The sequence below is a fragment of the Acidovorax sp. HDW3 genome (assembly GCF_011303755.1).
In the GTDB taxonomy this organism is placed as follows: domain Bacteria; phylum Pseudomonadota; class Gammaproteobacteria; order Burkholderiales; family Burkholderiaceae_C; genus Paenacidovorax.
Genome location: NZ_CP049885.1, coordinates 1,748,550 through 1,769,070, shown reverse-complemented (window position 1 = coordinate 1,769,070; position 20,521 = coordinate 1,748,550). Strand labels below are relative to the sequence as shown.

23 protein-coding genes and 2 pseudogenes are annotated in these 20,521 nt (G+C 65.6%); 22 read left to right on the top strand and 3 right to left on the bottom strand.

Annotation, left to right across the window (positions count from 1 at the left end; genetic code table 11):
• Nucleotides 1–217 precede the first annotated feature (217 nt).
• Nucleotides 218–568 (top strand): DUF2958 domain-containing protein, encoded by a 351-nt coding sequence (locus G7045_RS08040; protein WP_166159151.1) that lies wholly within the window; start codon nt 218–220, stop codon nt 566–568.
• A 60-nt stretch (nt 569–628) separates the two neighbouring features.
• Here G7045_RS08040 and G7045_RS08035 read toward each other — a convergent pair whose 3' ends face one another.
• Entirely contained in the window at nt 629–997 is a 369-nt protein-coding gene (locus tag G7045_RS08035) for a DUF3892 domain-containing protein (protein ID WP_205737176.1), read from the bottom strand.
• Nucleotides 998–1,517: 520 nt separating this feature from the next.
• On the opposite strand from G7045_RS08035, the gene G7045_RS08030 reads away from it, so the two are divergent.
• From G7045_RS08030 to G7045_RS08015, 4 genes are all read left to right on the top strand, one after another.
• Nucleotides 1,518–2,345: a DUF932 domain-containing protein gene (locus tag G7045_RS08030; RefSeq protein ID WP_166159150.1), complete on the top strand. Its 828-nt coding sequence runs from the start codon at nt 1,518–1,520 to the stop codon at nt 2,343–2,345.
• Between the two features lie 65 nt (nt 2,346–2,410).
• On the top strand, nt 2,411–4,465 hold the full coding sequence (locus G7045_RS08025) for a ParB/RepB/Spo0J family partition protein (protein ID WP_166159149.1): 2,055 nt from the start codon (nt 2,411–2,413) through the stop codon (nt 4,463–4,465).
• Between the two features lie 61 nt (nt 4,466–4,526).
• Nucleotides 4,527–4,739: a hypothetical protein gene (locus G7045_RS08020; RefSeq protein ID WP_166159148.1), complete on the top strand. Its 213-nt coding sequence runs from the start codon at nt 4,527–4,529 to the stop codon at nt 4,737–4,739.
• Nucleotides 4,736–4,918, top strand: a complete 183-nt coding sequence (locus G7045_RS08015) for a hypothetical protein (protein WP_166159147.1) — start codon at nt 4,736–4,738, stop codon at nt 4,916–4,918. The genes G7045_RS08020 and G7045_RS08015 overlap by 4 nt, the downstream gene beginning before the upstream one ends.
• Here G7045_RS08015 and G7045_RS08010 read toward each other — a convergent pair.
• Nucleotides 4,908–5,576, bottom strand: a complete 669-nt coding sequence (locus G7045_RS08010) for a hypothetical protein (protein WP_166159146.1) — start codon at nt 5,574–5,576, stop codon at nt 4,908–4,910. The two genes, G7045_RS08015 and G7045_RS08010, sit on opposite strands and share 11 nt — an antisense overlap.
• Before the next feature lie 904 nt (nt 5,577–6,480).
• Here G7045_RS08010 and G7045_RS08005 point away from each other — a divergent pair.
• A complete protein-coding gene (locus tag G7045_RS08005) occupies nt 6,481–6,795 on the top strand; it encodes a DUF736 domain-containing protein (RefSeq protein ID WP_166159145.1) in 315 nt (104 codons plus the stop codon).
• Nucleotides 6,796–7,172: 377 nt separating this feature from the next.
• Here G7045_RS08005 and G7045_RS08000 read toward each other — a convergent pair whose 3' ends face one another.
• The gene (locus G7045_RS08000) at nt 7,173–7,466 is read right to left on the bottom strand and encodes a helix-turn-helix domain-containing protein (RefSeq protein WP_076841609.1); all 294 of its coding nucleotides are present in this window, start codon (nt 7,464–7,466) and stop codon (nt 7,173–7,175) included.
• A gap of 224 nt (nt 7,467–7,690) precedes the next feature.
• Between G7045_RS08000 and G7045_RS07995 the strand changes: the two genes are divergently transcribed.
• The 16 genes and pseudogenes from G7045_RS07995 to G7045_RS07915 all read left to right on the top strand — a co-directional run bounded on the left by G7045_RS07995 (nt 7,691) and on the right by G7045_RS07915 (nt 20,311).
• Nucleotides 7,691–8,038, top strand: coding sequence for a DUF2958 domain-containing protein (locus tag G7045_RS07995; RefSeq protein WP_166159144.1), 348 nt, complete (start codon nt 7,691–7,693; stop codon nt 8,036–8,038).
• A 345-nt stretch (nt 8,039–8,383) separates the two neighbouring features.
• Nucleotides 8,384–9,169 carry a DUF2285 domain-containing protein gene (locus G7045_RS07990; protein ID WP_166159143.1) on the top strand — a complete coding sequence of 262 codons (786 nt, stop codon included), beginning with the start codon at nt 8,384–8,386 and terminating at the stop codon, nt 9,167–9,169.
• Nucleotides 9,170–9,252: 83 nt separating this feature from the next.
• Nucleotides 9,253–9,534 (top strand): AlpA family transcriptional regulator, encoded by a 282-nt coding sequence (locus G7045_RS07985; protein ID WP_166159142.1) that lies wholly within the window; start codon nt 9,253–9,255, stop codon nt 9,532–9,534.
• Nucleotides 9,535–9,560: 26 nt separating this feature from the next.
• Nucleotides 9,561–10,418 (top strand): replication initiator protein A, encoded by an 858-nt coding sequence (locus G7045_RS07980; protein ID WP_166160397.1) that lies wholly within the window; start codon nt 9,561–9,563, stop codon nt 10,416–10,418.
• A 253-nt stretch (nt 10,419–10,671) separates the two neighbouring features.
• Nucleotides 10,672–11,310, top strand: coding sequence for a ParA family partition ATPase (gene parA, locus G7045_RS07970; RefSeq protein ID WP_166159141.1), 639 nt, complete (start codon nt 10,672–10,674; stop codon nt 11,308–11,310).
• Nucleotides 11,307–11,567: a chromosome partitioning protein ParB gene (locus G7045_RS07965; protein WP_166160396.1), complete on the top strand. Its 261-nt coding sequence runs from the start codon at nt 11,307–11,309 to the stop codon at nt 11,565–11,567. The genes parA and G7045_RS07965 overlap by 4 nt, the downstream gene beginning before the upstream one ends.
• Nucleotides 11,564–12,121 carry a DUF2840 domain-containing protein gene (locus G7045_RS07960; RefSeq protein ID WP_166159140.1) on the top strand — a complete coding sequence of 186 codons (558 nt, stop codon included), beginning with the start codon at nt 11,564–11,566 and terminating at the stop codon, nt 12,119–12,121. Before G7045_RS07965 ends, G7045_RS07960 begins: the two co-directional genes overlap by 4 nt.
• Nucleotides 12,118–12,693, top strand: coding sequence for a S26 family signal peptidase (locus G7045_RS07955; protein WP_166159139.1), 576 nt, complete (start codon nt 12,118–12,120; stop codon nt 12,691–12,693). The genes G7045_RS07960 and G7045_RS07955 overlap by 4 nt, the downstream gene beginning before the upstream one ends.
• 448 nt (nt 12,694–13,141) lie before the next feature.
• Nucleotides 13,142–14,491: pseudogene (locus G7045_RS07950) on the top strand (relaxase/mobilization nuclease domain-containing protein); the annotation flags it as partial.
• A gap of 104 nt (nt 14,492–14,595) precedes the next feature.
• Nucleotides 14,596–15,579, top strand: a complete 984-nt coding sequence (locus G7045_RS07945) for an IS481 family transposase (RefSeq protein ID WP_166159138.1) — start codon at nt 14,596–14,598, stop codon at nt 15,577–15,579.
• Nucleotides 15,569–15,745: pseudogene (locus tag G7045_RS07940) on the top strand (P-type conjugative transfer protein TrbJ); the annotation flags it as partial. The gene G7045_RS07945 and the pseudogene G7045_RS07940, both read left to right, overlap by 11 nt.
• A gap of 12 nt (nt 15,746–15,757) precedes the next feature.
• Nucleotides 15,758–17,089, top strand: coding sequence for a P-type conjugative transfer protein TrbL (gene trbL / locus G7045_RS07935; RefSeq protein WP_166159137.1), 1,332 nt, complete (start codon nt 15,758–15,760; stop codon nt 17,087–17,089).
• Between the two features lie 18 nt (nt 17,090–17,107).
• Nucleotides 17,108–17,809, top strand: coding sequence for a conjugal transfer protein TrbF (trbF, locus tag G7045_RS07930; RefSeq protein ID WP_166159136.1), 702 nt, complete (start codon nt 17,108–17,110; stop codon nt 17,807–17,809).
• A gap of 8 nt (nt 17,810–17,817) precedes the next feature.
• Nucleotides 17,818–18,804, top strand: coding sequence for a P-type conjugative transfer protein TrbG (trbG, locus tag G7045_RS07925; protein ID WP_166160395.1), 987 nt, complete (start codon nt 17,818–17,820; stop codon nt 18,802–18,804).
• Between the two features lie 2 nt (nt 18,805–18,806).
• Entirely contained in the window at nt 18,807–20,069 is a 1,263-nt protein-coding gene (locus G7045_RS07920) for a TrbI/VirB10 family protein (RefSeq protein WP_166159135.1), read from the top strand.
• The gene (locus tag G7045_RS07915; protein WP_166159134.1) at nt 20,066–20,311 is read left to right on the top strand and encodes a DUF2274 domain-containing protein; all 246 of its coding nucleotides are present in this window, start codon (nt 20,066–20,068) and stop codon (nt 20,309–20,311) included. Before G7045_RS07920 ends, G7045_RS07915 begins: the two co-directional genes overlap by 4 nt.
• Nucleotides 20,312–20,521: the final 210 nt, after the last annotated feature.

The following is a 20,521-nucleotide window of genomic DNA, read 5'->3' as shown; positions in this document are numbered from 1 at the left end:
GTGATCGGGGCCTGCGCGCTCCGCTTGCCCGGTCAAGTCTGTGTGGGGCAGGGCGGTCTTGCTGTTCCCTTCACCGTACCACGGCGTTCTCACCGTCAAGGGCTGCGCGTGCAAGCACGCTGGCGGCCTCCGACCGTCTTCGACCCCTGACTGCTTGCGCTGCGCCGTGACTTGGAGGTGACGGGCAATTCCGCCCGGCAATCTTCAGGAGTTCACCATGAACAACGCACTCATCACCGACGAGCAGCGCGTGATGCTGCTGGCCAACGGCCGCGAATCTTTGGAAAATCCGGACTTCGATCCGGCGCCTGTGGTCAAGCTGTTTACGCCGGATGCCAGCGCAACCTGGCTGCTGACTGAGATTGATCCCGATGACCACGATCACGCCTTCGGCTTGTGTGATCTGGGCTTGGGGATGCCGGAAATCGGCTGGGTCAGCCTGGACGAGCTGGCGACTGTGCGTGGTGGGCTGGGCCTGCCGATCGAGCGTGACCTGTCGTTCCGCGCCGATAAGCGGTTGAGCTCCTATGCGCGCGATGCGCGGTTGGCTGGGCGGGTCGTAGTCTGACCCAGCCCTGGGGCGTCGCAGGACGCCCCTTCAAACCCGACGCGAGGCAACACGAGCCCCTTAGAACTCCGGCAGGTTCTCCAGATTGTCCCGCTTGGTGCTGTTCTTGTTGGTCGTCAGGTAGACATCGTCGATGAGATGCACCTGCGCACCCACCTTCCAATTCCCTTCAGCCGTTTTCGTTCTAGTCTGGAATGTCACCTTGCCGAGGCGGATGAGGTCGGCCACGAACGCGCGTGACACGGTACGGTTTAGCCCAATCTTCTCAGGCTTCTCTTCGTTCACACGAACGTATTCGATGTGGCTCCGGTCTTGGTTGTACCTGACAGCCGTGATGCAAAAATCTGCCATATCCCTCCCCTTGTGTAGATGGCGAATGTCCAAGGGATAAGTGAAGGCACCGGCATGGATTTCAACTGCTGTATCCATCCGTACCTGCCCAAGTTGAAATGGGCGTCCCGGCCAAGGAGCACGGCCGGTCGCGCTGTCGTGCTACGCATCGAGCCGCCTGCGGCGTCTCGCCCCTGACGGGCTTCCATCGTTCCCTCACTCCGCTCGGCTGACGCCTCCGGCCCGGCTTCCAGATCCGGGCCTGCGCGCTTCGCTTGCCGTGCGGTCCGCACATCGAGGTGGCCGTTGCCTGTCCAGCCGTCTCCCCTGACTCCATCACCTTGCTCGCGACTGTAGCCCGCTCCCGTGTGCCATCAAGGCGCGCAGGGCCGTGTCCTCGGCTGCGCCTGCGGGCCGCACCAGCCCTGCGCTTGTCTCCTTGACGGCGCCCGTTCGCGCGCTCCTGACCGTCGCGGGCGATGAACTCAGGAAAGACGGTGGCAACGAGGCCAACCGGGTTCTTCGTGCCGACCGCACCGAACAGCCGAAAGGCTGGGCTTCGAATCTAGGAATCCGGTGTGCGGTTTCTTCAATAGCCAACTTTGTCAGGAGAAAGACCATGCAACTCGCATCCCGTTTCGCTTCCCATTCCCCGGCATTGCGCAGCGACTCCCCGCTGTCCGATGACCAGATTCGCAGGGTGGCCCCGTCCATCTTCGCGGACGCCCCGCACGAAAGCCGCTCCGAGCGGTACGCCTACATCCCCACGGTGGCGGTGCTGACCGAGCTTCGCAAGGAAGGGTTTCAGCCCTTCATGGTGACGCAAACCCGCGTGCGCAACGAAGGCAAGCGCGAGCACACGAAACACATGCTGCGCCTGCGCCATGCCAGCCAGATCAACGGTGCAGAGGCCAACGAAATCATTCTGCTGAACTCGCACGACGGCACCAGCAGCTACCAGATGCTGGCGGGCCAGTTCCGATTCGTTTGCAGCAATGGCCTTGTCTGCGGCGACACCGTGGCCGATGTGCGGGTGCCGCACAAGGGCGACGTGGCGGGCCAGGTCATTGAAGGCGCCTTCGAGGTGCTGCACGGTTTTGACCGCGTGAAGGAGTCGCGCGACCTGATGCGCGGCGTCACCTTGGACGATAGTGAATCGCAGGTGTTCGCCCGCGCCGCGCTGGCCCTCAGGTACGACGATCCGACCAAGCCCGCGCCCATCACGGAATCGCAAATCCTGATGCCGCGCCGCTTCGACGACCGCCGCCCCGACCTGTGGAGTGTGTTCAACCGCACGCAGGAGAACCTGACCAAGGGCGGATTGTCCGGCCGTGCTGCCAATGGCCGCAGGCAGCAGACCCGCCCCGTGCAGGGCATCGATTCCGACATTCGCCTGAACCGCGCCCTGTGGCTGCTGGCCGATGGCATGCGCCAGTTGAAGGCTTGAACCGTTCCCCCCGCCGGAGGGGCGGTTCCCTCCATTCCCTTGTTTCACTCGATTGGAGATTCACCATGAACGCCGTTACCACCACCGAAGCCCAAGCCGTCCACACCGCAGCCAGCAGCGTCGCCAACGTGCTGCAAGCTGCCGACCCGAGCAAGCACATGATCCTGGTGCCGCTGTCGCGGCTGGTGCTGCGCCCCACGGGCCGCAACGTGCGCAAGACCGTCCCGCGCATGTCCATCCCCGAGCTGGCCGCGTCCATCCAGCGCGTGGGCCTGCTGCAAAACCTGATCGTGATTCCCGCTGCCGATGGCCTGCATTACGAGGTGGTGGCCGGTGGCCGTCGCCTCGCGGCGCTCAAGCTGCTGGCGAAAAAGCACCGCATCGCTAAGGATTGGAACGTGCCTTGCCTGCAGGTGGCCAATGGCACGGCACGGACTGCCAGCCTCACCGAGAACGTGCAGCGAGAGGCCATGCACCCGGCTGACCAGTTCGAGGCCTTCGCCGCCCTGGTGGCCGAGGGCCGGCCCATCGAGGACATTGCGGCGGATTTCTCCGTAACGCCGCTGGTGGTGCAGCGCCGTTTGAAGCTGGCGAACGTCTCGCCGCGCCTGATAGACGACTACCGTGCCGATGCCGTGACGCTCGATCAGTTGATGGCCCTTGCCATCACCGACGACCATGCCGCGCAGGAGGCCGCGTTCTACGATGCGCCGCAGTGGCAGCGCAACCCGTCCGCGCTGCGCGAGCGCCTGACCGAGCGCGAGATTGGAGCCTCGCATCCGCTGGTGCGCTTCGTCGGGCTGGACGCCTACGAAGCCGCAGGCGGCGGCATCCGCCGCGACCTGTTCGCGGAAGGCGATGCGGGCGTGTATGTGTCCGACACTGCGATGCTGGAAACGCTGGTGCGCGAGAAGCTGACCGGTATGGCCGACACCATCCGCACCGAGGGCTGGGCCTGGGTGGACGCCACCCCCGCCATGACCCATGCCGACCTGCAAGCCTTCCAGCGTGCCCCGAGGGAGCGGCGCACGCCGAACAAGCGCGAGGCGCAGTGCATCGAGCGGCTGCAAGAGAAGATGCAGGCCGCAGGCGTTGCTGTGGATGCGGCGATGGACGCCGACGACGAAGACAAGGCGGAAGCCTTGCAGGAAGAAGGCGAACGCCTGGGCGAGCAGTTGCAGGCGCTGGAAGACGGCTTGCAGGGCTACAGCGCGAGTGTGAAAGCCGCAGCCGGTGCCATCGTCACCATCGACCGCAACGGGGACGCCGTGGTCCATCGCGGGCTGCTGCGCGAGGCCGAGGCCAAGGCGCTGCGCACGCTGGAGAAGCTGCGCCAAGGCTTTGCCGAGGGTGAAGGCGCGAACGACGATGAAGACGAAGCGACGGAAGAAGCCCAGGCCCAGGCCCCCGCCGTCTCCGACCGGCTGGCGCAGCGCCTGAGCGCGCACCGCACCGCCGCGCTGCAAATCGAGGTCGCCCGGCATCCGCAAGCGGCGCTGGCCGCGCTGGTGCATGGCGTGGTGCAGAGCGTCTTGCAGGGTCGCTACTACGGGCACGACATGCCGATGGGGGTTCGCCTCACCGTGCAAGACCGGCTGGAAGGCATGGCCCCGGACTGGCCGGAATCACCCGCCGCCCTGGCGCTGCGCGAGGTGCAGCAGGCATGGGGCGACAAGCTGCCCGAGGACAGCGCCGCACTGTTCGCCGCGCTGCTGGCGATGGAGCAAGGCGAGTTGGTCCAACTGCTGGCCGTGTGCGTGGCGGGGGCGGTGGACGTGGTGACGCCTCGCGCCACGCCGCACCAGCCCGGCGCGGAACTGGCGCAGGCCGTGGGCCTCGACATGGCGGCATGGTGGAAGCCGAGCGCCGAGGGGTATTTCAAGCACGTTCCGAAGGCTGCAATCCTGCAAGCCGTGGGCGAGTTCGCGCCGGATCACGTCAACCGGCTTGGCAAGCTCAAGAAGGCCGACATTGCCAGCGAGGCCGAGCGGCTGGCCGAGGGCACGGGCTGGATGCCTGCCATCTTCAAGGCCGAGGGGCCGCAGGAGACCTCATCGGAGGACGGCCCGGAAGAAACCCCCGCCGTGGTGGATGAAGCGGCCGAAGCGTTGGCCGCTTGACCCTCGATACAGACCGGCGCCCCGGCCCCGGCCGGGGTGTTAGCTTGCAGGAGCCAGACCCATGCCTACCACCGACACTACGAGCCGCCCGCGGATGGCGGCGATCTATGCACCGGGCACGGTGCGCGCCCGCCGCTGGCACGGCGCGGGCGATGTGCGCGGCTACCGTCCACCCTCGGGCTGGACGGCCCACGCCGACCTCACGGACGTTCACCCCATCACGGGCCGCGCCCTGGCGCGGGCCGTGTGGTGGATCATCGAGACGAAGGAATGACGCCAGCACCCGGCCCAGGCCGTTCCGACCTGGGCCGGGTGGATTCAAAAATCCGGGCGCGGCGGTGGCCGCGCCCGGTGTTGAACCCCGAAGACCAGCCAGAACGCCGCAGCCTTCGCTACCGCCTCGGTTGCGGCGTTGGCGCGTCGGTCGATGGCGAGAGCACGATCACACCTTGATCGGGCCGAACATTCCCGTGTAGATCAGCGTTTCCCAAACCTTCTTGATCCCCTGTCCGGTCTCCTGGCTCACAAACAGCGACGACCTGGCGCCGTGAGGGGCGCCCAGGAAATACGAACGCATCGACTCCCAGGTCTCCGCGACCTGTGACCAGGTCCAGCACGGAACTTCTTTCTCCAAGATCAGGGGCACAGCGATAGCCAGGGGGATCATCTTGTCCATCGGCAACGGCTCTTCCCAGTTGCACTTGACCAAAATCGGGGTGGTCTCTGCGGCGTAGAACTGCACATCCAGCCTTTCCGCTGTGATGTGAGCAGCGTGGTGGCGGGGAAGGGCGACCACGGAGTCCAGTACATCTTGGCCATCGCCATAGGGGCAGGTGATGAATCCGTTGACGAAGTGCCGCGTGTGATCGAGGCCCTTGTACCCGCAGCGATCACTAGGTCTGGTCGTAGGGTGACGTCCATGGTGATTGCGCACCAGCGGGTGCCATGTGGGGTATCTGTCAACCACAGGTCCGAGCTCATCCACGATGTCCCTCAGTGCTTGCTTGCTTCGCGCTCTTTCCGACTCTTCCGCATCTCGGGGGCGAGGGACAAGGTATTTCTCCACTTCGTCGTAACCAGCTTGTGCCGCTTCGTCCGCTCTGAATGCCATGATTGACCTCGGTTGCCTATATTGTGCGTGAGTTTATTTTTTCACGCATGAAATGTCAATATTGTGCGTAAATTGATTAATTCATGAAGGTTGGTGGTTCGCAGTTCGACAACCATGAGCGTGCCGGCGCAACGCGCCGTCGGGCTCTCGGGCTGCGCCCCGTGCCGACTTCGCTACCACGGCCATTCGGCTTCCATCCCTCACGCCTTCGCGGCTGCGGCACTGCGCGCTGTGCTGGCCTCCGGGGGGCAGTCCCACGGACTCTCCCCGCTGCGCATGGCTTGGCGCCCCTCGATACCGCCGAACCGGCATGCGCCGGATCGGCCGGGCCAGCGCCCCGCTGCGATGGAAGGGGCGCTGGCGAACACGCCGGCGCTTGCTGCTGCAGGTTGTGCAAATGCGTGCTGTCCTCAACGCTGGCGAATCCTGCCCATCACGTCGCGAAGGACGATTGACGCCAGTTCACGTCATCCCCGCCCGGCATCGCCATGGAGTTTCCACGCCACGCCTCAAGACCGGCGCCGCAAGGTGCGGCGGGGGCGTTCTCGCCTGTCGTCGGGGGGGGGGGGGCCTGGCCCGCGTTAGTGAGCGAGCCGGCGCAGCCTTCTTGCGGGGATGCCGAGCCGGCCCCGTCTCCTTGCGGTGCGGTTCGGCCCAAGGCGTCCTTGTGTTGTTGTGAATCCTGGCGGTGGCGCAGCTGCGCCTCGGGCTTCATGGCTGCAACCGTCGGGCGAAAATAATTTCCCCTCTGCTGCGCAGATTCCTCGCGCGACAAATTCTTTTCGCCTCCTGGCTCTCCACTGCGTTGCGACCGCAAGCGATGCAGCCCGCCCGTCCCCCGCCGGCCGGATCACAACAAGGACGCGATGGGCGCGAACCTTGTTCCACCAAAAGGAGTTTCATCATGGCCAACATCGGCAGCTTCAACGTAGACAAAGACGGCTTCACCGGCACGCTTCGCACCCTGACGCTCAACGTCAAGGTCAAGCTGGCTCCCAACGACAAGGGCGACAACGAGAAGGCCCCCGACTTCCGCCTGCAGGCCGCCGGTCACGACATCGGCGCGGCGTGGAAGAAGACCAGCGAGGCCGGGCGGGACTATGTGTCCGTGACCATCGACGATCCTTCGTTCCCGGCCACGGTCTACGCCCGCCTGATCGAGGGCGAGAACGGCACGCACGACCTGATCTGGTCGCGCAGCAAGCCCCAGGCGGCGTGACCGCCGCCCGCAGCGCCCCGCCACACGGCGGGGCGCTGCGCTGTGGGTTCGCCCCCAACGCGGCGGCAGCAGGTCGTGGCCCATGGCGGGCCGTGTCTTCCTGGTCTTCCTGTCTAGAGGCAGCGTCTGCAGTGGTTGTCTGGGCCTGGCGTGTCGGTGCGGTGCGCCGCCGGGCTTTGCGGGCTGCGCCCCGTGCCGTCTTTGCCGTCACGGCCATTCGGCTCCAATCCCTCACGCCTTCGCGCCTGCGGCGCTGCGCGCTTCGCTTGCCTCCGGGGGAAAGCCCTGCGGGCTATCCCCGCCGCGCAGGCTTGGCGCCCCTGGAATACCGCCGAACCGGCTGAGCCGGATCGGCCTTGCCAGCGCATGCGCACACGCTATGGCGTGCCACCCTTCTTCGTCACCGTCTCCAGCTCCTGCCGCACCTGCGCCAGCAGCTGGTCGGCCTGCCGCAGGTCGTCACCGGCATAGGCCAGCGTCAGCAGCGTGAGCGGGTGGACCTCCATGACCTCGCACAGTTCGGCCAGCTTGTTCAGCGTCGGGCTTTTCATGTCCCGCTCCAGCGTGCTCATGTAGGTGCGGCTGGACACGTCGGAGAACGCCTCCTGGCTCAATCCACGCGCTTTCCTGATGGTCTTTAGTGCCTCCGACAATGTATGTTTCGCTGCCAACCCTGGATCTCCCCAAAATCCAAGATGACAGTCGATTGCGCCCTATAGGGCTACAATCTATAGTGTTCATTCATGCCGGCTTGCCGCTTTTGTGCCTTTGCGGAAAACCGTATCTGCGGCTTTGGGCAGAGGCGCAAAGCCACGTTCGTGCTTTTCCTCAAACCAGCCGAGACGGTTCTGTGCATTCACGCTTCGGCGGATTTGTGCGAATGAGGGGGGTAGCCATGGACCGACTCATCACCGAGGACGAGCGCAGGCTGCTGCTGGAACACGGCCAGGCCCGAGCCGCCGGCCGTGCCATCGACCCGCTGCCCGCGGTGCGGCTGTTCACCCCGGACGCGCACGCCACCTGGCTGCTGGCCTCGCTCGACCCCGCCGATGGCGACACGGCCTATTGCCTGATCGACCTGGGCTTGGGGATGCCCGAGCTGGGCGAGATCAAGCTGTCCGACCTCGCGTCCATCGTCGGCCCGCGTCGGCAGCCCGTGATGCGGGATCGGTATTTCCGGGCGGCGCGTACGCTGTCGGAGTACACCAGACTTGCCCAGGAGAACGGTTCCATCGTCGATTGAGCCGTTCGCGCCACGGCCGAGCCGGGCGAATTGAGGCTATTTCGGTCTTGCTCCAGGCCTGCCAAGTCTCAGTCTGCACTGTTGCACTAAACCGGTGCGACTCTGGCGAAACCGGCCATGACGCAACGGGCGTCATGGGGCACGGTGGATACCGCAGGAGGCGGCATTTCCTCGCGCGCCACCGTCGCATTCAGACGATTCGCACAACGGACAGTATTGCTTTTCGTCTTGACACGCAAGTTACTAATCTACCAGCTTATTCACGATTGGATGCTGATTCGATGTGGTGAGGTTTGCGCGTGAAGTCTGTGACGGCAGTCCTGCGGTTTCACGGGAGCTTGCGTCATGGCCGAGCCGCACCGATTTGCGCATTGGTATCCGACGGCCGCGTATCTCTACGTCCTGTGCCTGGATGCGCTCGCGCTGGCCTGGGAGTACGTGCGCCGCCATCCCGACTACCGGCTCGACTGGCTGCACCACCATCGCCGGCGACCAATACATCAGGCGGCGCAACACGCGGCGCTTCGCTGGGGCCTGCGCCTGTTGGAAGACCCGGCACTGGATGCGCGCGACGCGCATCCGGCCTGGCTGCCCGGCCACGATACCGTGCTGCAGCTCTATCCCGATGCCGATCCGCCGCCCGATGCTGCGGCCTTCGCGTTCTGGCGCATTCCGGGTCATAAGCAGCTCCTGCATGACGGCAAAGGGCTGGCGCTGATCGCGCGCAGCCCCGGCCATTGCGCGCGCTTTGCGCTGGCGCCCGGCCTAGAGGACGGCATGGCTGTCTCTTATGCCTGTCGCAGCGGCGCTGCCGCGCCTGCGTGCGAGCGTGCGCCCGGCGCGGCCTTGGCCGACGCCAAGCCCAGGCCGAAACCGGCCGCGCTGTTGGATCTGCACACCTTGCAGGCGCTCGACGCGACCCTGGCGGGCGCGTCCTTGCGCGAGGTGGCCGAGGGCTTGTTCGGCGCCGACGCTGTGGCCGCCGACTGGCACGCCGATGGCGACCTGCGCGCTCGCGTGCGCCGTCTGGTACGGCGCGGAGATGCGTTGATGCGCGGCGGCTATCGCCGCTTAGCACAGCTTGCGCCGCTTGAGAAGGGACGTTTCGAAGGGGACGCAAAACGTCCCTGAGCAGGAAGGCCGCGTTTTCTGAGACTGCCTCCATCCGGCCGCGCTGTGTGGTCGGGGGTTACCAACCGATGGAGGTTCACACCATGCGTCCTGCTCCCTTGCGGCCTGCCGCTGCTCCCGCGCCCGTTGCCGCACAGCCGCAGCGTTATCTGACCAACGACGAAGCCGCTGACTATTTGCGCCTGTCGCCGCGCACGCTGGAAAAGCAGCGCGTGCTCGGCGGTGGGCCGAAGTTCCGCAAGTTCGGCCGTCGCGTCATGTACGCCGTGGCCGACCTCGATGCCTGGGCCGCGGATCGCAGCTTCGAGAGCACGTCCGATCCTGAGTACGCCGAACACCATGCGGCGGACAGCCGTGCGCGCTGATCTCTGGCGCGCGGGTGGCCTTCGCCGTGTCCAGCCCTGCGCTGCCGTCCCAGCAGCGGCCGTCGCAAGATCGCGAGCAGCTCGACCTGTTCCGCGCCTTGCCGGGCGACATGGCGCCGCGCGACAGCCAGGACTTAATGGCCTTTCCGTTCTTCTCGCTGGCGAAGTCGCGGCGCACGGCGCCGATCGACTTCCAGGCCAGCGGTGTGACGATCCGTGTGGAGGGCACGCAGGAACATGGCATCGCCACGATCTGGGATGCGGACGTGCTGATCTGGGCGGCCAGCCAGATTGTGGAAGCGCGCGACACGGGCTTGCGCCCGTCGCGGCTGATGCAAGCCACGCCCTACGAGATCCTGCGCTTCATCGGGCGCGGCACATCGCTGCGCGACTACCAGCGCCTCAAGGCGGCCTTGGATCGCTTGCAGTCCACCACGGTGGCCACATCGATTCGCGAGACCACGGGAAGGCGTCTGCACCGCTTCTCGTGGATCAACGAGTGGAAGGAGCTGGCCGACGCCCGCGGCGCGCCGCAGGGCATCGAGCTGATCCTGCCGGACTGGTTCTATGCCGGCGTGGTCGACTCGGCCCTGGTGCTGACCATCGATTCGGCCTACTTCCGGCTCACCGGTGGCATCGAGCGGTGGCTGTACCGCCTGGTGCGCAAGCACGGCGGGCGGCAGGAACACGGCTGGCAGTTCGACTTTCGGCACCTGCACCGCAAGTCGGGCAGCACCACGCGCTTCTCGGACTTCGCCTACGACCTGCGTGCGCTGGTGGCACGGCAGTCGCTGCCCGGCTATGTCCTGGGCATCGAACGCATGCCAGACGATGGAGCCGAGCTGCTGGCCTTCCGGCCCGTGCCGCCCACGGCACGGGGATAACAGGTGCGTGGCCTGTGGATGGCCTCGTGCTATCAGGAGTACGGAGCCTCGTGCTATCGGGAGTACGGCTATCGTGCTATCAGGAGTACGGATCGGCCGCTAAGCCAATAACGGCGCGGGTTTGGGCCTCTCTTAACTTCCCTAACTTAAATTCTCTAACTTTTAGTAGAAGCACTGCGCCACGGTGGACAACCATCACGCGGCCACAAGAGCAGCAGCAACAGCCGGGCTTTCCAGCAAGGAGGGCTTGGCCATGATCGTCGCGCTGCTCAACCAGAAAGGCGGCGTGGGTAAGACCACGCTCGCCACCCACATCGCCGGCGAGCTGGCGATGCGCGGCCAGCACGTCGTACTGCTGGATGCCGACCCGCAAGGTTCTTCACTGGACTGGACACAGCGCAGAAGCCAGCAAGGCATGCCACGGCTGTTCAGCGCCGTGGGCCTCGCACGCGAAACCCTGCACCAAGAGGCGCCAGAACTCGCCAGGCGGGCCGATCATGTTGTCATCGACGGGCCGCCCCGTATCGCTGCGCTGGCGCGCTCCGCGCTGCTGGCGGCCGAGCGCGTGCTGATCCCGGTGCAGCCCAGTCCCTACGACCTGTGGGCTAGTGCCGAGATGGTGGCGTTGATCCGTGAGGCGCAAGTCTTCCGGCCTGCGCTGCGCGCGGCCTTTGTCATCAACCGGCGCGTCAGCACCACGGTGATCGGACGCGAAGCGCGCGGTGCGCTGGCCGACCAGCCACTCCCGGCGCTGCGCTCGGAGGTGTGCCAACGCATCGTATTCGCCGACAGCGTGGCGGCTGGTCGGCTCGCCCGAGAGACGGCGCCGGACAGCACCGCCGCTCGCGAGATCACCGCGCTGGTGGACGAACTGCTGCGGTGGCCGACATGACAGCGAAGCCACCCGCACGCGCAAAGCGCATCGGCATCGGCGCACGCCCGCCCGCGAATCCGCACGCCGAGGCGTGGATTCGCCAAGGGAGCGCCGACGACCTCCAGAAAGGCGACGTCTACTCAGCCCGCCTGACCCTCGACATTACGCCCGCCATGCGCTCGCGCATCAAGGTATCGGCCTTCACGCAGGGCGTGACGGTGGCCGACCTGCTGCGCGCGTTGCTAGAGCGGGAGTTTCCGGAGAAGCAAACATGAGGGCATCCGCTTTGCCTACCAATTCCGGCGAGACTGACGCGGCTGTGACTGCCGCGTCGCCGTCACTCGCTACGCTCTCCCGCCGCTCTGGTGCAACGCCGCTGACGCGCGTTTCGCTGGCCTTCCTTGAGCATCGATTCAAGCTCTACCTGCGCTTCGGCGAGCCAGTACGCACGCTGCGGATGGATCGCTGGCGCAGCGTAGCCACGTTCCTGCCGAACGCCGTGTTCTGCAGCATTCGCTGGCAGTCCAACGACTACGGAACGATCCGCTGGCAGCTCATGGTGATGCAGGCTTGCACGTCGCTCGATGCGGCGCAGCGCATCCCCGGTGTGCAGCCGGGCGCGCGCCTGCTATTGCACGCCGAAGGCGAGCCATCGGTGCGCGCCGTGCTGGAGCGTATCGACGCGATCGAGGCGCTGGGCATCGCGCCAGTCGGCGCCTCGCCCGCGTACTGGCGCACGCTCGCCAACCGGCTCGCGGCGCGCTTGCCGCTGCCCGAGTACACCGCCGAACGGCACGCTGCATGGCTGGCCGGGAGGGCGTTGCCATGACCATGATGACGGCGAAACTTCCTCGCTCGCGTCTGCGCGCTCGCCTCGTGCTGGCAAGCTTGTCCGCCTGCGGCCTCGCAGCGCTGGCCTGGGCGTCCTTCGTGCATCCGCTGCCACGCCTGACCTACAACCCGTCCGACAGCGTGGCAGTCGGCTGGTATCGAATCGATCCGCTGGGTCGCACTGCAGGTTCGCCGTCCGCTCAGTTGTCCGTGGGCAGCATCGTTTTGACCACGTTGCCGCCGGACGCTGCCACGCTGGCCTCGCAGCGCGGCTACCTGCCAACGCGCGTACCGCTGCTCAAACGCGTGGGCGCAGTGGCGCCGCAGAAGGTGTGCATCGTCGGTGGCAGCGTTCGCATCGACGGCGTGGCTTCGGTCGCCTTGCTGCCAGCCGACCGATTCGGCCGTACGCTGCCATCCTGGCCGCATTGCCGCCAGCTCCGGCCCGGTGAACTGTTCCTGCTCAGCGCGACCAATCCGGCGTCGTTCGACAGCCGGTATTTCGGGCCGGTCAGCGCATCCGCCGTGATCGGCATCGCGCGCCCGGTCTGGCTGGAGTCGCGCCCATGATGGCCGCCGACTCGTTGCACGTTGCCGTGCAATTTGTCGTGCTATCAGGCGTGTCGTGCTGGTGGCCGTCGGCGTGCCGTCGTGCATGCAATGCGTGCGCATCTGCACCGCGTTTTGCGCTGCCTCCGGCACAGCCGTCCAACGTGCAGGTGTCTTGCCTCGAACGCGCAGGGCCTGTGGCCCTGACCGTGTTCGCGGGGGCGCTGGCTACTCACGCAGCAGCGCCACCGGGCCGCAATGGCCGGGAGCGAATGCGAGAGGCCAATGCGGAAGGCAAGACAAAAGGGGGCGGCACGGAGCCGCCCGCAAAGCCAGTCTGCACGTGGGGGTGGCGCGACACGACGCGGCTTCGCCGCCGTGCCGCGTGGGGTGCGAGGCCCGCGCCGATGCTGGTGTGTCCGCATGCTTCTCACGACGGGACACGCTGTAGCTTCACGAGGAGACTGTCATGAGCGACCGCCTTGATGACGATCTCCGCATTCGCCCCAGCGCCCCGAAGAACCGAGGCCAGGGCTTCGTTTCCAAGGTGCTCAAGCAGGCCGGTAAGGCCAGCAGCGGCAAGTCCTCGGTGCGTTCTCCCCGGGGAACTGGCAAGGGGGCGGGCGCCGGCCAGCGTCCCGGTTCGCGCCTGGGACGCGGCCACACGGCGGCGCGCTTCGCGGGCGCAAAGCTGACGCCTATGTCGCGGCGCGTGACCATCAAGACGCTGCTGGTCAATCAGCGTCAGGCCAGTCCGCAGTCGCTTGCCAAGCACCTGCGCTACATCGAGCGCGACGGCGTGGGTCGCGATGGTGAGCCGGGCCAAGCCTATGGGCCGCAGACGGAAGAAGCCGACCTCGATGCGTTCAAGGAACGCTGCGCCGACGACCGGCACCATTTCCGCTTCATCCTCTCGCCCGAGGATGGGGTTGAGCTGGAAGACCTGCGCACCTACACCCGGCACCTGATGGGCCGCATGGAGGCCGACCTGGGCACGCGCCTGGAATGGGTGGCGGTCGATCACTGGAACACCGACAACCCGCACACGCACATCGTCGTGCGCGGGCGCGACGACACGGGCAAAGACCTCATCATCGCAGGCGACTACATCGCCGATGGCTTCAGGCATCGCGCCGCCGAGCTGGCGACCGAATGGCTGGGGCAGCGCACCGAGCTGGAGATCCAGCAGACCTTGCAGCGTGAGGTGGGACAGGAGCGGTGGACGAGCCTGGATCGCACACTGATGAGCGAATTTGGCGAAAACGGCCGGGCGCAGGTAGAACGTTTCAATGAACCGCGGCTGCAACGCCAGCGCTCGCTGCTGATCGGTCGGCTGCAACGCTTGCAGCGACTGGGCCTGGTCGATGAGGTGCAGCCCGGTACCTGGGCCATCCATGCTGATGCCGAGAAGACCTTGCGCGCTCTGGGCGAGCGTGGCGACATCATCCGCACCATGCAGCGCGCCATGAGCGGCCAGCCGCGTGAACTGACGGTCTTCGAGCCTGGTCAAGATGAAGGAGGTGGCCGCACGGTCATCGGCCGCGTGGCCGCCAAGGGTCTGGCCGACGAGCTGCGCGACCGGGCCTATCTCGTCATCGACGGAATCGACGGCAAAGCTCACTATGTCGCGCTCAACGCCCGCGACGAACTGGCCAACTACCCAACGGGTGCGGTGGTTGAAGTGAAGGGTTTTTCCGACGTGCGCGCAGCCGACGAGAACATCGCCTCGCTGGCGAGCGGTGGTTTGTACCGCACCGATCACCACTTGGCGATCGAACGGGGCCGAGCCACGCCCGGACGCGATCCGCAGGAGGTTATCTGTCCCATCTCGTGTGATCATATACCCCACAGGAGTTGGGCATTCTTCCAAGCAAGAGAGGTAATGCGCAACGTGGTGGAATCCTTCAAACAGGAGCAATCGACATGAGCCAAGTGCACGCGCAAGCACGAACCACACCGCGTACGAGAGCCGAGATCAAAGATTCTCCAGCATCCATTGCACAACTGGCCGAGCTCTACAACATCACCCGTGCGACGGCACGCAAATGGAAGCACCGAGACAGCCCGGATGATCTCTCGCACCGTCCGCACACGCTGCATACAACGCTCTCGCCCGTGCAAGAGGCCATCGCTGTGGAGCTGCGCCGCCTGCTGTTTTTGCCCCTGGATGACCTGCTGGCGGTGGTGCGAGAGTTTGTGAACCCGCAGGTCTCCCGTGCAGGTCTGGATCGTTGCTTGCGCCGCCACGGTGTCTCCAGTTTGCGTGAACTTCAGGCCCAGGCCCAGGCCGACGCAGGCACTGCTGACAAGCCCGTCAAGACCTTCAAGGACTATGAACCAGGCTTTGTGCATGTGGACATCAAATACCTGCCGCAGATGCCCGACGAGCGCCAGCGGCGCTATCTGTTCGTGGCCATAGACCGGGCAACGCGCTGGGTGTTCATGCACATCTATGCCGACCAGAGCGAGGACTCCAGCGTGGACTTCCTGGAGCGTCTAGAGCGTGCAGCACCCATGAAGATCGTCAAACTACTCACCGACAACGGCAGTCAGTTCACGGATCGGTTCACGAACAAAAAACGCGAACCCAGCGGGCGGCACAAGTTCGATATGCGCTGCAAGGCGTTGGGCATTGAGCACCGGCTGTGTCCGCCGCGTCACCCGCAGACCAACGGCATGGTGGAGCGCTTCAACGGGCGTATCAGCGAAGTCATCCGGCAAACGCGCTTTGCATCCGCAGCGCAACTGGAGGCCACATTGATGAACTACGTCAAAACCTACAACCACCAGATTCCACAGCGTGCACTCCAGCACGTTTCACCCGTTCAGGCGTTGAAGGATTGGTATGCCAAAAAACCGGAATTGTTCAAGAAGCGTGTTTATAAACAAGCGGGACTTGACAGCTAAGCAGTCCATCCAGGTGCAGCGGCTGCAGATCACGCAGGATCGGGCGGCGTCGCTGGAGCTGGCCCGCCAGACGGCGGCAGCCGAGCGAGGGCGGGAGGTGACGCGCAGGTTCATGGGCGCGGGGACTCCGTACTCGCCGCAGGCCACCAGCTTCTACGGCAACTGACCGGACCAGGCCATGAACGACGTGACGGTCATCGACCGCTTTCTCAATACTTTCTCGCGCTACATCGACTCCGGGTTCGGGCTGCTGCAGGGGGAAGTGGCCTTCCTTACGGCCACGCTGATCGTCATTGACCTTACGCTGGCGGGGCTGTTCTGGGCGATGGGCCATGCCAGCGGCCAGGGTGAGGACGTGTTCGCCAAGCTTCTGCGCAAGGTGCTGTACGTGGGCGCATTCGCCTACATCATCGGCAACTTCAACATGCTCGCGGGGATCGTTTTTAGATCCTTCGCGGGGCTTGGGCTCACGGCAAGCGGCTCGTCCTTGAGCATGGGCAACTTCCTGCAGCCGGGGCGGCTCGCGAAAGAGGGCATCGATGCAGGGACACCCATCCTCAAGCAGATCAACGACCTGGCCGGCTTCCCCGAGGTTTTCGTCAACCTCGCGCCCATCGTGGTGCTGTTCATCGCGTGGTTCATCGTCGTCCTGAGCTTCTTCGTGCTGGCGGTGCAGCTTTTTGTGACGCTGATTGAGTTCAAGCTGACGACACTCGCGGGCTTCGTGCTGGTGCCGTTCGCGCTGTGGAACAAGACGGCGTTCCTTGCGGAGAAGGTGCTGGGCAATGTAGTGTCGTCGGGCATCAAGGTGCTGGTGCTGGCGGTGATTGTGGGCATCGGCTCGGGGCTGTTCGCCGAGTTCCGGGTGCATCCCAGCGAGCCGTCCCTCGACCATGCGTTGGTCATCATGCTGGCGTCATTGAGCTTGCTGGCACTTGGGATCTTCGGGCCAGGGATCGCGACGGGGCTGGTCTCTGGCGGCCCGCAGCTGGGTGCGGGAGCCATGGCCGGCACGGCGGTGGGCGCTGCTGGCGCTGCCGTTGCCGTGGGCGCTGCCGCAGCCGGTGTTGGCGGTGCGGTGGCTGCCGGGGCGCGCATGGCGCCGGGTGCCGCCAAGCTCGCTGGCAGCGGCGCGCGCGGCGCCAAGGCGGCCTTCGACGAAGGCTCCGCGGCTGCGGGCGGTGGCGTCCGGGGTGCTGCGGCCGGCGTGGGCAACGTCGCCAAGGCCGGCGCGCAAGCTGCCGGGCAGAAGGTGGCGGATGGGGCGCGTTCGCTCAAGGAGCGCGCGGCTGCAGCGTTCCGGCCTGAGGACGCTGCCTCGGCATCCAGCAGCGCTGCCGCCGCCGAAAGCAATGCCCCAGCCGCAGCCACCGAGCAACCGGCATGGGCCAAACGCCTTCATCGCCGGCAGCAGCTCACCCACGCCGCCACGACCGCCGCCCACTCGCTGCGTGGTGGGGACGGTGGCGGCTCAAGCAGTGGGCCCAGCCTGCGCGATTCCGATTCTTGACCCTCAAGGAGAACCCTCATGCGATTCAAACGACCGCAGGTGCGCTATGGCGATACGCCGCAGCCTGCGACCCCTTACCAATCGGCCGCCCAGGTCTGGGATGAGCGCATCGGCTCGGCCCGCGTGCAGGCCAGGAACTGGCGGCTGATGGCCTTTGGCTGCCTGTCGCTGGCATTGCTGATGGCCGGTGGCCTGGTTTGGCGCTCGGCGCAGTCCATCGTCACCCCCTATGTCATCGAGGTGGACGAGGCAGGGCAAGTGCGCGCGGTGGGCGAAGCGGCCACGCCCTACCGGCCGAGCGACGCCCAGGTGGCCTACCACCTGGGGCGCTTCATCGGCCTGGTGCGCTCGCTGTCCATCGATCCCATCGTGGTGCGGCAGAACTGGCTCGACGCCTACGACTACGCCACCGACAAGGGTGCGGTCGTGCTCAACGACTACGCACGGGTGAACGATCCGTTCACCCGCATCGGCAAGGAATCGGTGTCGGTGCAGATCACCAGCGTGGTCCGGGCGAGCGATGCCTCGTTCAACGTGCGCTGGACGGAGCAGCGCTTCGTCAACGGCGCGCCCGCCGGCACCGAACGCTGGAACGCCGTGGTTTCCACGGTGCTGCAAACCCCGCGCACCGAGCAGCGGCTGCGCAAGAACCCATTGGGCATCTATGTCAACGGCCTGTCGTGGAGCCGGGAACTGGATGCAAACGAAGGAGCCAAATGATGAAATCCCTGAATCCGCTTTCTCGCATTGGTGCAGTTGCGCTTGTAGTCGTGGCCCTTTCAGGCTGTGCCACGCAAGGCAAACCGCCGCCGACCATCGCGCTCGATGAAGCCGTGCAGGCAACCCCATTGCCCGAGCCCCCCAAGCCGGTTGAAGTGGTCGAGGTGCCCAAGGTGCTGCCGATGCCGGCGCAGATGAAGTCCCTGGCGGACGCCGAAGCCAAGGTGCCGCCCGAGTCCGCCGATGAAAAGCAGCGGGTTTCCCGCGCCAACTTCGAGGCGCGTGTCGCACCCACGCGCGAAGGCTATGTCAACGCCATCCAAGTCTGGCCCTTCACCGATGGCGCGCTGTACCAGGTCTACGCGGCCGTGGGGCGCGTGACGGTGATCTCGTTGCAGATGGGCGAGGAACTGGTGACAGTCGCCGCAGGCGACACGGTGCGCTGGATCGTGGGCGATACCTCCAGCGGCGCGGGTGATGCGCTGCGCGTCAACGTTATGGTCAAGCCCATCCGCTCAGGGCTCAAGACCAACCTGGTCGTCACGACCAACCGCCGAACCTACCTGGTCGAACTGACCTCGACCGAGAAGGCCTGGATGGCCTCGGTGTCCTGGGAATATCCCAAGGACAAGATGCTGGCCCTGCAGCGCCAGGCGCAAGCGGCCAGCGCTGCCGCGCCGGTGGAGTCCGGGCTGACACTGGAGAAGATCCGATTTCGCTACGCGGTCAGCGGCAGCAACCCTCCGTGGAAGCCACTGCTTGCTTTCGATGACGGCGAGAAGGTGTATATCCAGTTCCCGCAGGGCATTGCCCAGGGCGAGCTGCCCCCGCTGTTCGTGATCGGGGCGCAGGGGGATGGGCAACTGGTGAACTACCGGTTTCGCGCACCGTATTACATCGTGGACCGGCTGTTTGGCGCGGCGGAGCTGCGCCTGGGCGGTGACAAGGGTGAGGTGGTGCGGATCGAGCGCATGGATGGCAAGCGGGGAGGCTGAGCATGAGCCAGGAAGACACTCCCGATCTAGCCGTGCAGCAGCCGGGCAAGGTGGCGCCTGAAGCCATAGCGCTGCGCGCCCCGCCCCGCCCGGTGACACGCCTGAACCGGCGCACACTGGCCATGCTGACTGGCGGTCTGTCGGTCGCCGTACTCGGCGCCATGATCTGGTCGCTGCAGCCGCATCGGCGTGGCGCTGGCGAGCAGAACGAACTGTACAACGTGGACCGCGTGTCGAAGTCGGAGGGCCTGGACCAGCTTCCATCCGATTACTCGAAACTGCGGAGGGTGCCTGAACTGGGGCCACCGCTGCCTGGCGATCTGGGGCCGGCCATTGTGAAGTCGCAGCAGCCGGTGTATGGGCCACCGGGACATGATTCCGAGGACGCCCTGCGCAAAGAGGCTGAAGCGGCTGCAGCTTCCTCGGTGTTTTTCCGCTCGGCCAATCAACGTGCCGCTGCTATAGCTGCAGGGCAGGGTGCCTCCGCACCGAGTACCCTGGCCGCCGGCTTGGCGGGCTTTGACCCGCTCGCGGCGGGGCCCGCATCGACGGCGGCACAGCCTGCTGATCCAACGGCTGTGCAAAACCGGCAGGACCAGAAAGAGGGATTCCAGAAAGCCGGAACTACGGAAACCCGCAATTCCGGCAATCTGCAAATGCCCGCTTCCCCCTACCAAGTCATGGCAGGGACGGTGATCGCGGCGGCACTGGTGACGGGCATCAAGTCCGATCTGCCGGGCGATGTGATCGCCACGGTGACGGAGCCGGTCTATGACACGGCCAAGGGAAAATTCCTGCTGATCCCGCAAGGCTCGCGCATCCTGGGCAGGTACAACAGCCAGGTGAGCTACGGGCACAGCCGGGTGCAGATGGTGTGGAATCGGGTCATCTTGCCCGATACCTCGTCGCTGACGCTGGACAACCTCGTTGGGACTGACCCTGCGGGCTATGCCGGGCTGGAGGATGACGTGGACCGGCACTGGGGACGCATCCTGGCGGGCGCGGCGCTGACCACGCTGCTGGGCGTGGGCGCTGAGCTGGCCGCACCCGAGAACCGGCAGGATGGAAACCGGATCGTTATTGCGGGGCGCGATAGCGTGCAGGACAGCGTGAACCAGATCGGGCAGGAGATGACCCGGCGCAATATGAACATTCAGCCGACGCTCACAGCGCGGCCGGGGTTGCCGGTGCGGGTCATCGTGAACCGAGACCTGGTGCTGCGCCCCTATCAACCGATGTTCTTCAACCGTGGAGGTGCGAAATGAACGGAGCCAGAAAGCTGCGGATAGGGCCGCTACCCAAGGCCGAGAGCACGAAGGTCACGTTTTCTTGTCCGACCAGCCTGAAGGCTGAATTGGATCGCTATGCCGTTCTGCATGCGCAGACCTACGGCGAAGCAGTCGATGCGGTGACATTGATCCCGCACATGCTGGAAGCGTTCATGGTTGGGGATCGGGGATTCAAGAAAGGTGAAAGAGTCAAGCGCTCCTTCACCCATTCGGCTTGATTGGTTTCCAGAATCCGCGGCGATCGCCTGCGGGGGGGCTTGTGCTTTAGGAGTATAGGCACCGGCGCGTGGTTGGCACAACATCGCTTGCCGAGTTTGAAAAGTTCGGCGATGCTTTGCGGCGAGCAATAGTAGCGACCTGCGTCGAGCAGAGACGCCCGTGTCCATCCTGATTGGGCTCAGCCGGAGGCCGAATCTGTCTCATTGGGG

Coding starts and splice junctions, on each gene's coding strand:
- G7045_RS08040 (WP_166159151.1), top strand. CDS start 218: ATGAACAACGCACTCATCACCGACGAGCAGCGCGTGATGCTGCTGGCC.
- G7045_RS08035 (WP_205737176.1), bottom strand. CDS start 997: ATGGATACAGCAGTTGAAATCCATGCCGGTGCCTTCACTTATCCCTTG.
- G7045_RS08030 (WP_166159150.1), top strand. CDS start 1,518: ATGCAACTCGCATCCCGTTTCGCTTCCCATTCCCCGGCATTGCGCAGC.
- G7045_RS08025 (WP_166159149.1), top strand. CDS start 2,411: ATGAACGCCGTTACCACCACCGAAGCCCAAGCCGTCCACACCGCAGCC.
- G7045_RS08020 (WP_166159148.1), top strand. CDS start 4,527: ATGCCTACCACCGACACTACGAGCCGCCCGCGGATGGCGGCGATCTAT.
- G7045_RS08015 (WP_166159147.1), top strand. CDS start 4,736: ATGACGCCAGCACCCGGCCCAGGCCGTTCCGACCTGGGCCGGGTGGAT.
- G7045_RS08010 (WP_166159146.1), bottom strand. CDS start 5,576: ATGGCATTCAGAGCGGACGAAGCGGCACAAGCTGGTTACGACGAAGTG.
- G7045_RS08005 (WP_166159145.1), top strand. CDS start 6,481: ATGGCCAACATCGGCAGCTTCAACGTAGACAAAGACGGCTTCACCGGC.
- G7045_RS07995 (WP_166159144.1), top strand. CDS start 7,691: ATGGACCGACTCATCACCGAGGACGAGCGCAGGCTGCTGCTGGAACAC.
- G7045_RS07990 (WP_166159143.1), top strand. CDS start 8,384: ATGGCCGAGCCGCACCGATTTGCGCATTGGTATCCGACGGCCGCGTAT.
- G7045_RS07985 (WP_166159142.1), top strand. CDS start 9,253: ATGCGTCCTGCTCCCTTGCGGCCTGCCGCTGCTCCCGCGCCCGTTGCC.
- parA (WP_166159141.1), top strand. CDS start 10,672: ATGATCGTCGCGCTGCTCAACCAGAAAGGCGGCGTGGGTAAGACCACG.
- G7045_RS07965 (WP_166160396.1), top strand. CDS start 11,307: ATGACAGCGAAGCCACCCGCACGCGCAAAGCGCATCGGCATCGGCGCA.
- G7045_RS07960 (WP_166159140.1), top strand. CDS start 11,564: ATGAGGGCATCCGCTTTGCCTACCAATTCCGGCGAGACTGACGCGGCT.
- G7045_RS07955 (WP_166159139.1), top strand. CDS start 12,118: ATGACCATGATGACGGCGAAACTTCCTCGCTCGCGTCTGCGCGCTCGC.
- G7045_RS07945 (WP_166159138.1), top strand. CDS start 14,596: ATGAGCCAAGTGCACGCGCAAGCACGAACCACACCGCGTACGAGAGCC.
- trbL (WP_166159137.1), top strand. CDS start 15,758: ATGAACGACGTGACGGTCATCGACCGCTTTCTCAATACTTTCTCGCGC.
- trbF (WP_166159136.1), top strand. CDS start 17,108: ATGCGATTCAAACGACCGCAGGTGCGCTATGGCGATACGCCGCAGCCT.
- G7045_RS07920 (WP_166159135.1), top strand. CDS start 18,807: ATGAGCCAGGAAGACACTCCCGATCTAGCCGTGCAGCAGCCGGGCAAG.
- G7045_RS07915 (WP_166159134.1), top strand. CDS start 20,066: ATGAACGGAGCCAGAAAGCTGCGGATAGGGCCGCTACCCAAGGCCGAG.